This is a genomic window from Sphingomonas lycopersici (genome assembly GCF_026130605.1).
GTDB classification, from domain to species: domain Bacteria; phylum Pseudomonadota; class Alphaproteobacteria; order Sphingomonadales; family Sphingomonadaceae; genus Sphingomonas; species Sphingomonas lycopersici.
Map to the genome: position 1 here is coordinate 397246 of NZ_JANFAU010000002.1, position 13854 is coordinate 411099.

Sequence of the window (13854 nt, forward strand, 5' to 3'; positions counted from 1 at the left end):
CCCGTCAGGCCAAGGGCGCAGAGCGACATCACTTGCCGAGGATTTCCTTTTCCTTCGCGGCCGCGGCCGCGTCGATCTCGGCGATCGTGTTGTCGGTCAGCTTCTGCACCTCATTCTCGTGGCGCTTGCGCTCGTCCTCGCCGAACACGCCCTTCTTCTCGTCGGTCTTGAGCGCATCCATCCCGTCGCGGCGCACGTTGCGCGCGGCGATGCGGGCCTTTTCGGCATATTGCCCGGCGAGCTTGGCGAGCTCCTTGCGGCGCTCCTCGGTCAGATCGGGGATCGGCAGCCGCAACGTCTGCCCGTCGGCGATCGGGTTGAGCCCGAGCCCGGCGGAGCGGATCGCCTTGTCGACCGGGCCGACGTTCGACTTGTCCCACACCTGCACCGACAGCATCCGCGGCTCGGGCGCGGAGACGGTTGCGACCTGATTGAGCGGCATGTGTGCGCCATAGACCTCGACCGTCACCGGATCGAGCAATGTGGTGGAAGCGCGCCCCGTGCGCAGGCCGCCGAGATCGCCCTTCAGCGATTCGACCGCGCCGTGCATCCGGCGCTCCAGGTCCGCCTTGTCATAGGCCGCCATTATTTCGTCTCCTGTTCGTTGCGGACCACCGTCGACACACCCTCGCCGCGCAGCACGGCAGCGAAATTGCCGTGTTCGCGGATGTTGAAGACGACGATCGGAATGTTGCTGTCACGGCACAGCGCCACCGCGCTGGCGTCCATGACCTTCAGATTCTTCGATAGGACCGTGCCGTAACTCACGGTATCATAACGCTTTGCCGTCGGCACCTGCTTGGGATCGGCATCATAGACGCCGTCGACCGAGGTGCCCTTGAACAAGGCGTCGCAATTCATCTCGGCAGCGCGCAGCGCGGCGCCGCTGTCGGTGGTGAAGAACGGCGAGCCGACCCCCGCGGCGAAGATCACCACGCGCCCCTTTTCCAGATGCCGCGCGGCGCGGCGGCGGATGAAGGGCTCGCACACCGATTGCATCGGGATCGCCGACTGCACCCGCGTATCGACCCCGATCCGCTCGAGCGCATTCTGCACCGCGAGCGCGTTCATCACCGTCGCGAGCATCCCCATATAATCGGCGGTCGCGCGCTCGAAGCCCTGCGCCGCCGCGGCAAGACCGCGGAAGATGTTGCCGCCGCCGACGACGATGCACAGCTCATAGCCCTGCGCCTTCACATCGGCGATTTCGGCCGCGACGCGCGCGGTAACTTCGGGATCGATCGCCTTGCCGCCCTCGCCCATCAGGACTTCGCCCGAGAGCTTCAGGAGGATGCGTTTGTAGCGGGGGCTGGTCATGCGTTCCGGATATCTGGGGTAAGGCCGCGAACCTTAGGCGGGGCTGGTAACCGCCGCAACCTTCGATTGGCCCGCCCTCGCCGTCCGGTCCGAAATTCGACCGACGCCAACAACCTTCGTCATTCCCGCGAAGGCGGGAATCCATTCTGGCTGGCCTGGCGGATTGAACGCAAGCGCAGCGGCAATGGATTCCCGCCTTCGCGGGAATGACGGGTATCTGGATTGAGCGCCGACAAAAAAACCCCGGCGAAAACCGGGGTGGTCGAAGCAGGGGAGGAGCCGAAACCCCTCCCCCGATCTTACGCAAATTTACGCGGTCGGCTCGGCCTGCTTCTGCGGCACGCCCGACGCGGCAGCCACTTCGGCGGCGAAGTCCGACGCTTCCTTCTCGATGCCTTCGCCGAGCTGGAAGCGGACATAGTCCTTGAGCACGATCGACGCGCCGGCGTCCTTGGCCGCCTTGGCGACGACGTCGCTGATCTTGGTCTTGCCGTCCATCACGAACAGCTGGCTGACCAAAGCATGCTCCTTGCGATATTTGGCGATCGAGCCCTCGACCATCTTGGCGATGATGTCGGCCGGCTTGCCGCTCTCGGCCGCCTTTTCGGTCGCGATCGCGCGCTCGCGCTCGATCTCTTCCTCGTCGAGGTCTTCCTCGTTGAGCGCCTTGGGGAAAGCCGCCGCGACGTGCATCGCAAGCTGCTTGCCGAGCGACTGCAGCACATCGTCCGCCGCATCGCTTTCCAGCGCGACGAGCACGCCGATCTTGCCGAGGCCCGGGGCCTGCTGGTTGTGGACATAGCCCACGACCGCGCCCTTGGAGACTTCGAGCTTCTTCGCGCGGCGCAGATTCTGGTTCTCGCCGATCGTCGCGATGTTGGTGGTCAGCACCTCCTCGACGGTCTTGCCGCCCAGCGGGGCCGCCTTGATCGTCGCGAGATCGTCACCCAGTTCGAGCGCCACCGAGGTGACGTCGCGGACGAAGGTCTGAAACTGTTCGTTCTTGGCGACGAAGTCGGTTTCCGAATTGACTTCGACCGCGGCGCCCTTGGTGCCCGAAACCTCGATGCCGACCAGCCCCTCGGCCGCGGTACGGCTCGACTTCTTGGCGGCGGCGGCGAGGCCCTTGGTGCGCAGCCAGTCCATCGCGGCATCCATGTCGCCGTTGGTCTCGCTGAGCGCCTTCTTGCAATCCATCATGCCCGCGCCGCTCTTCTCGCGCAGGTCCTTGACCATCGAAGCCGTGATATCGGCCATTGTCCTAGTCCTTCAATTGATACCGGTTGAATATGGGTACGGGCGGGGCAGGCGCCAGTTCCGCCCTGCCCCGCCCGCATGACATTTCAGCGACGGTCAGGCGTCGATCTGGCGCTCGGCCTCGGCAGCCGCTTCGGCCGCTTCCGGGGCCGCCGCCGGGGTCAGCGCCTCCTCGGCGATCGGCTCGGCCATCGCGCCGAGGTCCGCGCCGCCGCGGCGCTGCTGCTCCTGGTTGCCGCGGGTGGCGGCGATCGCCACCGCCTCGCAATACAGGCGGATCGCGCGGCTCGCGTCGTCGTTCGCCGGCACCGGGAAGGCGATGCCGTCCGGCGACACGTTCGAATCGAGGATCGCGACGACCGGAATGCCGAGCGTGTTGGCTTCCTTGATCGCCAGCTCTTCCTTGTTGGCGTCGATCACGAACATCACGTCGGGGATGCCGCCCATGTCGCGGATGCCGCCGAGCGACAGTTCGAGCTTGTCGCGCTCACGGGTCAGCTGGAGCACTTCCTTCTTGGTGAGGCCCGCGGTGTTGCCCGAGAGCTGCTCTTCGAGGCCCTTGAGGCGCTTGATCGAGTTGGAGATCGTCTTCCAGTTGGTGAGCATGCCGCCCAGCCAGCGGTGGTTGACGAAATGCTGGCCCGAGCGGCGCGCGCCGTCGGCGATCGCCTCCTGCGCCTGGCGCTTGGTGCCGACGAACAGCACCTTGCCGCCCGAGGCGACGGTCGACGAGACGAATTCGAGCGCGCGCGCGAACAGCGGCACGGTCTGCGACAGGTCGATGATGTGGACGCCGTTGCGATCGCCGAAGATATACGGCTTCATCTTCGGGTTCCAGCGATGCGTCTGGTGGCCGAAGTGCGCGCCGGTCTCGATAAGCTGCTGCATGGTGACGACAGGAGCCGCCATAGGTAATTTCCTTTCCGGTTATGCCTCTGGGAAGCGAGAATGACGACCGGCTACAAGCCGGCGCACCGGTGATGATGCTTCCCATGTGGGGTTGAAGGCCGCGCCCCTAGCGCAATGCGGGGCGAAAAGCAACGGCGGTCGAAAACCTCCCTTGTGTCCCCGCGAAGGCGGGGACCCAGTCTGGGCTCCCGCCTTCGCGGGAGCACATCGAGGCGAGAACGAACCCGCTTGACACGTCGGAACATACATGGAACACAGCATCAGAACATAGAACGAACATCGGCACGCAGGAGGCCAAGATGATGATGATGCTGGCGATCGCGGTTTTCGGGGGCACCTTGGGCGTGGCGAGCTATGCCATTGCCGGCACGGTCGGGCCGAATATCGACAAGATCCGGCTGGCGCTGGCAGGCCGTTCGCCGCTGGCGATGATGCCGGTGGTGACGCCGGCGCGCAGCACGCACCGGCTGCCGGTCAGGCGGCGGGCGGCGTCGGCGCCGCTGCGCCCGGTTGCGCCCCCGATTGCCCGGCTGCGCGCAGCCGCCTGACGCGATTGTAGCTGGCAATGCTGAACGGCACGGTCAGCAGATAGATGATGCACAGGGCGGAGGCGGTGTGCCACGGCGCGGAGACCGCCGCCGCGCCGAACAGCACCACCACCGCCAGCGCCTCGAAGCGGATGTTGCGGCGCAGGCGAAGCGAGCCCCAGGAATAGGTCGCGAGGCTCGATACCATCAGCAGCGCGACCAGCGCGGTCCACGGTGCAACGACGAACGGCGAGCGCAACAGCGTCTCGCCGCTCCAGAACCACAGGAACATCGGCAACAGCGCCAGCCCCGCGCCCGCGGGCGCGGGCACCCCGGTGAGGAAGCCCGCGGACTTATGCGGCTGTTCGGTCACGTCGATATTGGCGTTGAACCGCGCGAGGCGCAGCGCGCAGAACACCGCGAACATCAGCGCCGCCGCCCAGCCGAACCGCGGCAGCGCGGAGAGCGACCAGAGGTAGAGGATCAGCGCGGGCGAAACCCCGAATGAAATCGCGTCGGCAAGCGAATCGAGCTCGGCGCCGAAGCGGCTCTGCCCGCGCACCATCCGCGCGATGCGCCCGTCGAGCCCGTCGAGCACTCCCGCGAGCAGCACCATTGCCACCGCCAGTTCCCACCAGCCGGCGATCGCAAAACGGATGCCGGAGAGGCCGGCGCACAGCCCCAGCGCGGTCACCGCATTGGGCAGCACCGCGCGCAGCGGCAGGCCGACCCGGCGGCGCGGCGGTCGCGTCATTGCGCGGTGCCGCTCACCGGTTGTCCGCCGAACCGACCGATGATCGTCTCGCCGGCGACCGAGCGCTGGCCGAGCGCCACCTGCGGCGCGCAGCCTTCGGGGAGGAACACGTCGACGCGGCTGCCGAAGCGAATCAGCCCGACGCGCTGGCCAACCGCGACGATATCGCCGACCCGCGCAAAGCCGACGATGCGGCGCGCGACGAGTCCGGCGATCTGGGTGAAGCCGACGCGGCGCCCGTCATGCCCCTCGACCACGAAATGCTGGCGCTCATTGTCCTCCGACGCCTTGTCGAGATCGGCGTTGAGGAACTTGCCCGAGATATAAACGACTTGCTTGATCGTCCCGGCGATCGGGGCGCGATTGATATGGACATCGAACACCGACATGAAGATCGAGACGCGGACCATCGGCTCGGTGCCGAGCTCGCCGGTCAGTTCGCGCGGCACCGGGACGCGCTCGATCATCGTCACCAGCCCGTCGGCGGGCGCGATCACCAGATCGTCGCCGCGCGGGGTGGTGCGCACCGGATCGCGGAAGAACGCCGCGACCCACACCGTCAGCCCCAGCATCGGCCAGAAGAAGATGTTGGAGGCGATCGTCAGCAGCAGGGTGAGGCCGAACGCGATGGCGACGAACTTCTGCCCCTCGGGATGAACCGCGGGAAAGCGCCATTTGACGGTCGTAGTCGTGGGGAGGCCGCCGGGGCCGTCCGATTTATCGAGCGATGACATGCCGGCTGTCTAGCGGTGTGCTGTGGCACACACAACGCGCAACGGTTGATCCCCCGCGCCCTTCCTCCTATCGGCACGCCAAACCTCCCTAGTCTCAAGGAAGCGCACATGGCGAAGATCAAGGTGAAGACGCCCGTCGTGGAGATCGACGGCGACGAAATGACTCGGATCATCTGGGAATGGATCCGCGAACGCCTGATCAAGCCGTATCTCGATATCGAGCTCGATTATTACGACCTCGGCGTCGAGCATCGCGATGCGACCAACGATCAGGTGACGATCGACAGCGCGCACGCCACGCAGAAATATGGCGTCGCGGTGAAGTGCGCGACGATCACCCCGGACGAGGCGCGGGTCGAGGAATTCGGCCTCAAGCAGATGTGGAAATCGCCCAACGGCACGATCCGCAACATCCTGGGCGGCGTGATCTTCCGCGAGCCGATCGTGATCCGCAACGTGCCGCGGCTGATCCCGGGCTGGACCCACCCGATCGTCGTCGGCCGTCACGCCTTCGGCGACCAGTATCGCGCGACCGATTTCAAGGTGCCCGGCAAGGGCAAATTGACGATGAAGTTCGAGGGCGAGGACGGCACCGTCATCGAGAAGGACGTGTACGATTTCCCCGGCGCCGGCGTGGCGATGGGGATGTACAATCTCGACGAATCGATCCGCGATTTCGCGCGCGCCTCGATGAACTATTCGCTCGGCCGCAACTGGCCGCTGTACCTGTCGACCAAGAACACGATCCTCAAGGCCTATGACGGGCGCTTCAAGGATATCTTCGCCGAGGTGTTCGAGAGCGAATTCAAGGATAAGTTCAAGGACGCCGGCATCGTCTACGAGCATCGCCTGATCGACGACATGGTCGCCAGCGCACTGAAGTGGAACGGCGAATTCGTCTGGGCCTGCAAGAATTACGACGGCGACGTGCAGTCGGATCAGGTGGCGCAGGGCTTCGGCAGCCTCGGGCTGATGACCTCGGTGCTGATGACCCCGGACGGCAAGACGATCGAGGCCGAGGCGGCGCACGGCACCGTCACCCGCCACTATCGCCAGCACCAGCAGGGCAAGGCGACCTCGACCAACCCGATCGCGTCGATCTTCGCCTGGACCGGCGGGCTCAAGTATCGCGGCAAGTTCGACGGCACGCCCGACGTGACGCGCTTCGCCGAGACGCTCGAGCAGGTCTGCATCGAGACGGTCGAGGCGGGCGACATGACCAAGGATCTCGCGATCCTGATCGGCCCGGATCAGAAGTGGATGACCACCGAGCAGTTCTTCGAGGCGATCCGCGCCAACCTCGAAGCCAAGATGGCGACCTGGGCCTGATTTCGGCCCGGCGCTAGCGTCGGAATGACGAAACCGGCGTCCGCATCCGCTGCGGGCGCCGGTTTTTTGCCGCGCTCTCCCCGTTCGGGCTGAGCCTGTCGAAGCCCTGCCCTTTTCTTCCAATGAGGAAGGACAGCCCTTCGACAAGCTCAGGGCGAACGGAGACTTGCGCTCGGCGCGCTAACCACCGACCGGCGACCGGATATGCTCGCGCCGCACGCCCAGCCCCAGCACCCGCGCCGGAATGCGGCGGAGCAGCGCCACCCGGTCGAATAGCCGCAGCAACAGCGGCGCGTGCGCGATCTCGCCGGAAAGCGCGCGTTCGAGCACGTTGCGATGCGCCGCGCGCTGGATCGCCTGGATCACCTTCACCGGAAACATCCGCCGCGCCTGCACCTTCGCGAGCAACGCATCAGGATCCTCCCCGCGCAACATCGGCGCGGCGAGGATATTCGCCGCCGCCACCGCATCCTGGATCGCAAGATTGATCCCCACCCCGCCGACCGGCGACATGGCATGCGCCGCATCGCCGATCGCGAGCAGCCCCGGCCGGTGCCAGCGCGTCAGCCGGTCGAGCGAGACCGACAGCAATTTCACATCGTCCCAATCGCGCACCGCCGCGATGCCCGGTGCGATCACCGGCGCCGCTGCCGCCATATCGGTGCGAAAGGTCGCGATGCCGCGCTCACGCACCTCGGCCGCGCTGCCCTTGCGGATCACGCGCGCGCACTGGAAATAATCACCGCGATCGATCGCGACGACCATCTGCCCCTGCGAGAGATAGGCGGCGGTGCGATTCTCCGCGCCGCGCTCCTTGGGGACGCGGAACCAGAAGACGTCGATCGGCACCCCCAGATCGGTGCGCGGCAACCCGGCCGCATCGCGCAACGCCGAATCGCGCCCGTCGGCAAGGATCACCAGTCGCGCCCGCAATTCCTTGCCCTGCGCGGTGCGCACCCCGGCGATCCGCCCGCCCTCGCCTGCGATCAGCGCGGCGCCGGCGGTCTCCATCCGGAGATCGAACCCCGGATAGCGCCGCGCCTGGCGTGCGACGAAATCGAGGAAATGCCATTGTGGCATCAGCGCGACGAAGCGTCCGCGCCCCGGCAAATGGGTGAAATCGGCCAGCCGATAATCGTGCCCCGCAACGACCGCGCCGATTTCCTCGATCTTGTCGTGCGGCTCGGCGAGCAAGGCGTCGAACAGTCCCAGTTCGTCGAACAGATCGAGCGTCGAGGGATGGACGGTATCGCCGCGGAAATCGCGCAGGAAGTCGCGATGCTTCTCCAGCACCGCCACGCCGAGGCCGGCGCGCGCGAAGAGCAGCCCGGCCATCATCCCCGCCGGGCCGCCACCGACAATGACGATATCGTATTTTTCCATCGACTCGTCCTGACAGCGCCCCCCGCCTCTGCTTAGGATAACGTTATGGCGATCGGATTGGACAATAAAGGCTTCAGCGACGCGCTGGTCATTCTCGGCGCGGCGGGGCTGGTGATCCCCGCCTTCGCGCGTTTCAAGATCAGCCCGGTGATCGGGTTCATCCTCGTCGGCATGCTGGTCGGCCCGGCGGGGCTCGGGCGGCTGGTCGACGATGCGCCGTGGCTCTATTATTTCACGATCACCGATCCGCATGCGATCGAGCCGTTCGCCGAATTCGGCATCGTGCTGCTGCTGTTCTCGATCGGGCTCGAATTGTCGTTCCGGCGGTTATGGTCGATGCGCCGGCTGGTGTTCGGCACCGGCGCAGCCGAATTGCTCGGTTCGGGGCTGCTGATCGGCGCTGGGCTGCACCTATTGGGGCAGAATTGGGCGGGCGCGATCGGGCTCGGGCTGGCGCTCGCCTTGTCCTCCACCGCCCTGGTGCTGCCGCTGGTCGGGACGACCGGCGCGGTGGGGCGCGGCGCCTTCGCGATGCTGTTGTTCGAGGATCTCGCGCTGGTCCCGATCATTTTCGCGCTCGGCGCGATGGCCCCCACCGCGAGCGATACCGGGTGGCAGGGGCTGGCCGGCGTCGCATTGCGCGGCGGGCTGACGGTGGTGGCGATGTACATCGGCGGGCGCCTCGTCCTGCCGCGGCTGTTCGCGCAGGCCGCGCGCACCAAAAGCCCTGAATTGTTCCTCGCCGCCTCGCTGCTGGTGGTGATCGTCGCCAGCGTCGCGACCACCGCGGCGGGTCTGTCACCGATCGTCGGGGCGCTGCTCGCCGGGCTGCTGATCGCCGAGACCGAATATCATACCGAAGTCGAGGTGATCACCGCCCCGTTCAAGGGGCTCGCGCTCGGGGTGTTCCTGATCACGGTGGGGATGAGCGTCGACCTCAGCTCGATCATCGACAATTGGAGCGAATTGCTGCTCGCGGTGATCGGGGTGGTGGCGATCAAGACGATCGTCACCTATCTGCTCTTGCGCGTCGCCAATGCGCGGCGCGGGGTCGCGGCCGAGACCGGGCTGCTGATGGGCAGCCCCTCCGAAACCACGCTGATCGTGCTCGCCGCCGCGGCGCAGGCGCAGCTCATCCAGGCTTCCACCGCCGCCTTCTGGCAAACCGTCACCGCGATCGGATTGACGATCACCCCGCTGCTCGCGCGTGCCGGCACCGCGGTCGCGCGGCGGCTCGATACGACGCTCGATCCGCATGCCGTGCCCGAAACCGCGGGCGTGCAGCGCTCGGTGGTGATCGGCTTCGGCCGTGTCGGGCGGCTGGTGGCGGATATGCTCACCGCGCACGACCAGCCCTATATCGCGGTGGAAGCCGATATCGACGCGGTGAAGGCGGGCCAGCTCAGCGGCTATCCGGTGATGTTCGGCGATGTCGCGCGCGGCGGGCTGGTCGATCGGCTCGATCTGCCCGCCGCGCGTGCGCTGATCCTGACGATGGACGATCCGGTGCTGACCGTTCGGCTGGCGCGGCGGATCCGCGCGCTCGCCCCCGATCTGCCGATCATCGCGCGCGCCCGCGATACGCGCCACGCCGCCGAGCTCTACCGCGCCGGGGTGACCGATGCGGTGCCCGAAACGCTGGAAAGCTCGCTGCAATTGTCGGAGGCGGTGCTCGTCGATCTCGGCGTCGCGATGGGGCCGGTGATCGCCTCGATCCACGAGAAGCGCGACGAGATGCGCGAAACGATCCGGCGCGAAGCCGCACTGACCCGCGAACCGCGCATCCGCCGCATCAAGCGCAAGAGCGAGATCGCGACCGAATAGGCGCGGCTGACTGCGAACATCGTCATGCCGGGCTCGACCCGGCATCCAGGGCGACGAATGCTGCCGTCTGCGGCTCTGGATGCGGGATCAATCCGGCATGACGATAACAGAACGATGAAAACCGGACTGTATCCTACCGGTCGCCCTAGTTTTCGCCACGATCAGCCACTAACGCGCGCCGCTATGGAGCCGTCCGATCTTCGCGTCGCCTTGTTCAGCGGCAATTACAATTATGTGCGCGACGGCGCCAACCAGTCGCTCAACCTGCTCGTCGGGTATCTGCTCGAACGCGGGGTGAAGGTCCGTGTCTATTCGCCGACGGTGCCCGAACCCGCCTTTCCGCCGGTCGGCGATCTGGTCGACGTGCCGTCCTTCCCGATGTTCGCCGGGCGCGGCGAATATAAGCTCGCGCGTGGGCTGCCGGCGCGACCGCGCGCCGATCTGGAGGCGTTCGCGCCCAATATCGTCCACGTCTCCGCCCCCGAAATCCTCGGCCATGCCGCAGTGCGCTGGGCGCGCCGGAACAGTATCCCGGCGGTCGCCTCGTTCCACACACGGTTCGAAACCTATTGCAGCTATTACGGCCTCGGGTTCCTCGAGCCGCTGGTCAAATATCTGATGACGCGGTTCTACAACCGCTTCGATCGCGTGCTCGTCCCCAGCAACAGCATGATGGCGCTGCTCGCCGAATGGGGGGTTACCGCGCCGATGGGAATCTGGTCGCGCGGGATCAACCACGATCGCTTCCGTCCCGACCGGCGCGATCTGGCGTGGCGGCGCTCGCTCGGCATCGCCGATCACGAGATGGCGGTCGGTTTCCTCGGGCGGCTGGTCAAGGAAAAAGGGCTCGACATCTTCGCCGAGGTCTCGACCGAGCTCAAGCGGCGCGGGGTGGCGCACAAGGTGCTGGTGGTCGGCGAAGGCCCGGCGCGCGACTGGTTCGCCGAGGCGGTGCCCGATGCGGTGTTCACCGGCTTCCAGTCGGGCGACGCGCTCGGCCGCGCGGTCGCGTCGATGGATGTGTTCTTCAACCCCAGCGTCACCGAAACCTTCGGCAACGTCACCACCGAGGCGATGGCGAGCGCCGTCCCGGTCGTCGCGGCGCGCGCCACCGGGGCGGTCGATCTGGTCGAGGACGGGGTCAACGGCTTCCTTGTCCCGCCGCGCGATGTGGCGGCCTATGCCGATGCGATCGCGCGGATCGTCGCCGATCCGGCGCTGCGCGAAGCAATGGGCGAAGCCGGCCACCGCAAGGCAGCCGGCTATCGCTGGGATGTCGCCAATCAGGCGGTACTGGATGCGTATCTGGCGTTGGAGCGGCGTTAAACCTCCCACCGTTCGGGCTGAGCCTGTCGAAGCCCTGTCCTTTTCTTCCGAGGAAGAAAAGCAGCCCTTCGACAAGCTCGGGGCGAACGGAGGTTAGCCTACCCCTCGCGCCAGTCGAAGGTCAGCGGCGCCTCGCGGAACGCGAAACGATCGAGGTGGCTCGCCACCACGCCGCGCATCCGTTCGACATCTTCCCCCGCGGGAACGGTCAGCGCGACATCCAGCGTTTCGCTGTCGGCGCGCATCTCCAGCCGGCTGCCGTTAGGGAAGTCGATCGTCCCCTCCTCGGGCGAGAAGGTGACGACCATCTTGTGGCTCCAATGCTTGGCGAGCTGCTGGAGATAGCGGCTCGCCGAAGCGGTCGGCACGCGTGCGAGCGAAACGCTCACCGCAGCCGCTCGATCTTCTGCGCGACCTCGTCGATCAGCGCGGCGACATCGTGGAGCGTATCCTGCGAGAATTCGCCCCGTGCCAGCCGATGCTCGAGCGCGACGCGCAAATTGCCCATCGCGCGACGGATCGGCGCGCCGTCGGTGCGCTGGCGACGCTCGCCGACGCGGGTGAGCCGCTCGATCAGCGCCTCGGCCTGCTCGCGATTCTCCTCCAGATGCGCGCGGCCTTCGTCGGTCGCGGCGTAGCGCTTGCGCTTCTCCTCATTGGCCTGCTCCTCGATGAAGCCCATCTCTTCGAGCAGGGTCAGCGTCGGATAGACCACCCCCGGGCTGGGCGCATAATCGCCGCCGGTCAATTCCTCGATCGCGCGGATCAATTCATAGCCGTGGCGCGGCTCGTCGGCGATCAGCTTGAGCAGCACGAGGCGCAATTCGCCGCCGTCGAACATTCGTCGGCCACGGCCGCCACCGCCGCGCTCCGCGCCGCCGAATGACCATTCGCCGCCAAAGGCGCCCCAGCCGCCGCCACGATGACCGCGCGGCCCGCAATGGCCGCCGCGGCGGCCGTGCATTCCATGAAACATGTTGTATCCTCTATATATCAAGATGGCGCTAAGATATATCTTGATACAACGGATGCAACCCCCGCTGTGAAAAAATCGACGAGCCTCCTATCTTGGCCAGATGGCTGACTTGTTCGCCGGGTTCGAACCCGCCTCCCCGCCCGAGGAACTCCCCGCCGCCGATGCGCCGCTGGCCGATCGGCTGCGCCCGCGCGCGCTGGACGAGGTGGTCGGGCAGGAGCATCTCACCGGGCCGGAAGGCGCGATCGGGCGGATGGTTGCGGCGGGGCGGCTCTCCTCGATGATCCTGTGGGGGCCGCCCGGCACCGGCAAGACGACGATCGCGCGGCTGCTCGCCGATGCGGTGGGGCTGCGTTTCGCGCCAATCTCGGCGGTGTTCTCGGGGGTCGCCGATCTCAAGAAGGTCTTCGCCGAGGCGCGCGAGCATATGCGCACCGGGCGCCGCACCCTGCTGTTCGTCGACGAAATCCACCGTTTCAATCGCGCGCAGCAGGACGGCTTCCTGCCCTATGTCGAGAACGGCACCGTCACATTGGTCGGCGCGACGACCGAAAACCCGTCGTTCGAGCTCAACGCGGCATTGCTCAGCCGCGCGCAGGTGCTGATCCTCCACCGCCTCGATCATGACGCGCTGAGCCGGCTGCTCGATCGCGCCGAGGCGGAGATGGAGCGCCCCCTCCCGCTCACCCCGCCGGCGCGCGAGGCTTTGGTGGCGAGCGCCGACGGCGACGGGCGCTTCCTGCTCAATCAGGCGGAGACCTTGTTCTCGGTCGGCATCACCGAGCCGCTCGATCCGGCCGGGCTGTCATCCTTCCTCCAGCGCCGCGTCGCGGTGTACGACAAGGATCGCGAGGGGCATTACAACCTCATCTCCGCGCTCCACAAATCGGTGCGCGGATCGGATCCGCAAGCCGCGCTTTACTATCTCGCGCGGATGCTCGTCGCCGGGGAGGAGCCGCTGTATGCATTGCGCCGGCTGACCCGCATGGCGGTCGAGGATATCGGCATGGCCGATCCGCAGGCGCTGACGCAGTGCATCGCCGCCAAGGACGCCTATGAGCTGCTCGGCTCGCCCGAAGGCGAATTGGCGATCGTCCAGGCGTGCCTGTACCTCGCCACCGCGCCCAAATCGAACGCCGCCTATGAGGCGATGAAGGCGGCGTGGCGGTCGGCGCGCGAGACGGGATCGCTGATGCCGCCCGCCAATATCCTCAACGCCCCGACGCGGCTGATGAAGGAGATCGGCTATGGCAAGGGCTATGAATACGATCATAGCAGCGATGATGCCTTCTCCGGCGCAAACTATTGGCCGGAAGGGATGAATCCCGAGAATTTCTACCAGCCGACCGGGCGCGGATATGAGAAAAGGGTTGCCGAGCGGCTCGCCTGGTGGGACGAACGCCGGCGTGAAAAGAATACGTAGAACCGATCATCATCCGCTGGAAACCGGCAGCCGGCGCCGCTCCATTTACCGTCATGCCGAGCCCGACCCGGCATCCAGAGTCTCAGGCGACGGCA

The 13854-nt window shown here is 66.6% G+C and carries 14 protein-coding genes; 5 read left to right on the top strand and 9 right to left on the bottom strand.

What is annotated here, in order from left to right; translation table 11 throughout:
- Window positions 1-28 precede the first annotated feature (28 nt).
- The 4 genes from frr to rpsB form a co-directional block, all read right to left on the bottom strand.
- Window positions 29-586: a ribosome recycling factor gene (gene frr / locus NED98_RS05110; RefSeq protein WP_179511754.1), complete on the bottom strand. Its 558-nt coding sequence runs from the start codon at window positions 584-586 to the stop codon at window positions 29-31.
- Window positions 586-1317, bottom strand: coding sequence for a UMP kinase (gene pyrH / locus NED98_RS05115; RefSeq protein ID WP_179511755.1), 732 nt, complete (start codon window positions 1315-1317; stop codon window positions 586-588). The genes frr and pyrH overlap by 1 nt, the downstream gene beginning before the upstream one ends.
- A 309-nt stretch (window positions 1318-1626) precedes the next feature.
- Window positions 1627-2574 (bottom strand): translation elongation factor Ts, encoded by a 948-nt coding sequence (tsf, locus tag NED98_RS05120; protein WP_179511756.1) that lies wholly within the window; start codon window positions 2572-2574, stop codon window positions 1627-1629.
- A gap of 96 nt (window positions 2575-2670) precedes the next feature.
- Window positions 2671-3483: a 30S ribosomal protein S2 gene (gene rpsB, locus NED98_RS05125; protein ID WP_179511757.1), complete on the bottom strand. Its 813-nt coding sequence runs from the start codon at window positions 3481-3483 to the stop codon at window positions 2671-2673.
- 299 nt (window positions 3484-3782) lie between these two features.
- Between rpsB and NED98_RS05130 the strand changes: the two genes are divergently transcribed.
- Entirely contained in the window at window positions 3783-4031 is a 249-nt protein-coding gene (locus tag NED98_RS05130) for a hypothetical protein (protein ID WP_179511758.1), read from the top strand.
- Here NED98_RS05130 and NED98_RS05135 read toward each other — a convergent pair.
- Window positions 3958-4764 carry a CDP-alcohol phosphatidyltransferase family protein gene (locus NED98_RS05135; RefSeq protein WP_265312132.1) on the bottom strand — a complete coding sequence of 269 codons (807 nt, stop codon included), beginning with the start codon at window positions 4762-4764 and terminating at the stop codon, window positions 3958-3960. The two genes, NED98_RS05130 and NED98_RS05135, sit on opposite strands and share 74 nt — an antisense overlap.
- Entirely contained in the window at window positions 4761-5498 is a 738-nt protein-coding gene (locus NED98_RS05140; RefSeq protein WP_265268360.1) for a phosphatidylserine decarboxylase, read from the bottom strand. Before NED98_RS05140 ends, NED98_RS05135 begins: the two co-directional genes overlap by 4 nt.
- A 108-nt stretch (window positions 5499-5606) precedes the next feature.
- Between NED98_RS05140 and NED98_RS05145 the strand changes: the two genes are divergently transcribed.
- The gene (locus NED98_RS05145; RefSeq protein WP_179511761.1) at window positions 5607-6827 is read left to right on the top strand and encodes an NADP-dependent isocitrate dehydrogenase; all 1221 of its coding nucleotides are present in this window, start codon (window positions 5607-5609) and stop codon (window positions 6825-6827) included.
- A gap of 180 nt (window positions 6828-7007) precedes the next feature.
- Here NED98_RS05145 and NED98_RS05150 read toward each other — a convergent pair whose 3' ends face one another.
- Window positions 7008-8210: an FAD-dependent oxidoreductase gene (locus NED98_RS05150; protein ID WP_265312133.1), complete on the bottom strand. Its 1203-nt coding sequence runs from the start codon at window positions 8208-8210 to the stop codon at window positions 7008-7010.
- 45 nt (window positions 8211-8255) lie between these two features.
- Here NED98_RS05150 and NED98_RS05155 point away from each other — a divergent pair, with 45 nt between their 5' ends.
- Window positions 8256-10034: a cation:proton antiporter domain-containing protein gene (locus NED98_RS05155; RefSeq protein ID WP_265268357.1), complete on the top strand. Its 1779-nt coding sequence runs from the start codon at window positions 8256-8258 to the stop codon at window positions 10032-10034.
- 183 nt (window positions 10035-10217) lie between these two features.
- On the top strand, window positions 10218-11360 hold the full coding sequence (locus NED98_RS05160) for a glycosyltransferase family 4 protein (protein ID WP_265268356.1): 1143 nt from the start codon (window positions 10218-10220) through the stop codon (window positions 11358-11360).
- Between the two features lie 98 nt (window positions 11361-11458).
- Here NED98_RS05160 and NED98_RS05165 read toward each other — a convergent pair whose 3' ends face one another.
- Both NED98_RS05165 and NED98_RS05170 read right to left on the bottom strand, forming a co-directional pair.
- Window positions 11459-11749 carry a DUF2218 domain-containing protein gene (locus NED98_RS05165; protein WP_179511765.1) on the bottom strand — a complete coding sequence of 97 codons (291 nt, stop codon included), beginning with the start codon at window positions 11747-11749 and terminating at the stop codon, window positions 11459-11461.
- A complete protein-coding gene (locus NED98_RS05170; protein ID WP_179511766.1) occupies window positions 11746-12336 on the bottom strand; it encodes a PadR family transcriptional regulator in 591 nt (196 codons plus the stop codon). The genes NED98_RS05165 and NED98_RS05170 overlap by 4 nt, the downstream gene beginning before the upstream one ends.
- Before the next feature lie 100 nt (window positions 12337-12436).
- Between NED98_RS05170 and NED98_RS05175 the strand changes: the two genes are divergently transcribed.
- The gene (locus tag NED98_RS05175) at window positions 12437-13759 is read left to right on the top strand and encodes a replication-associated recombination protein A (RefSeq protein ID WP_265268355.1); all 1323 of its coding nucleotides are present in this window, start codon (window positions 12437-12439) and stop codon (window positions 13757-13759) included.
- The last annotated feature ends 95 nt before the right edge of the window (window positions 13760-13854 follow it).

Coding starts and splice junctions, on each gene's coding strand:
- NED98_RS05175 (WP_265268355.1), top strand. CDS start 12,437: ATGGCTGACTTGTTCGCCGGGTTCGAACCCGCCTCCCCGCCCGAGGAA.
- NED98_RS05150 (WP_265312133.1), bottom strand. CDS start 8,210: ATGGAAAAATACGATATCGTCATTGTCGGTGGCGGCCCGGCGGGGATG.
- tsf (WP_179511756.1), bottom strand. CDS start 2,574: ATGGCCGATATCACGGCTTCGATGGTCAAGGACCTGCGCGAGAAGAGC.
- NED98_RS05145 (WP_179511761.1), top strand. CDS start 5,607: ATGGCGAAGATCAAGGTGAAGACGCCCGTCGTGGAGATCGACGGCGAC.
- NED98_RS05170 (WP_179511766.1), bottom strand. CDS start 12,336: ATGTTTCATGGAATGCACGGCCGCCGCGGCGGCCATTGCGGGCCGCGC.
- rpsB (WP_179511757.1), bottom strand. CDS start 3,483: ATGGCGGCTCCTGTCGTCACCATGCAGCAGCTTATCGAGACCGGCGCG.
- NED98_RS05130 (WP_179511758.1), top strand. CDS start 3,783: ATGATGATGATGCTGGCGATCGCGGTTTTCGGGGGCACCTTGGGCGTG.
- NED98_RS05155 (WP_265268357.1), top strand. CDS start 8,256: ATGGCGATCGGATTGGACAATAAAGGCTTCAGCGACGCGCTGGTCATT.
- NED98_RS05160 (WP_265268356.1), top strand. CDS start 10,218: ATGGAGCCGTCCGATCTTCGCGTCGCCTTGTTCAGCGGCAATTACAAT.
- NED98_RS05140 (WP_265268360.1), bottom strand. CDS start 5,498: ATGTCATCGCTCGATAAATCGGACGGCCCCGGCGGCCTCCCCACGACT.
- pyrH (WP_179511755.1), bottom strand. CDS start 1,317: ATGACCAGCCCCCGCTACAAACGCATCCTCCTGAAGCTCTCGGGCGAA.
- frr (WP_179511754.1), bottom strand. CDS start 586: ATGGCGGCCTATGACAAGGCGGACCTGGAGCGCCGGATGCACGGCGCG.
- NED98_RS05135 (WP_265312132.1), bottom strand. CDS start 4,764: ATGACGCGACCGCCGCGCCGCCGGGTCGGCCTGCCGCTGCGCGCGGTG.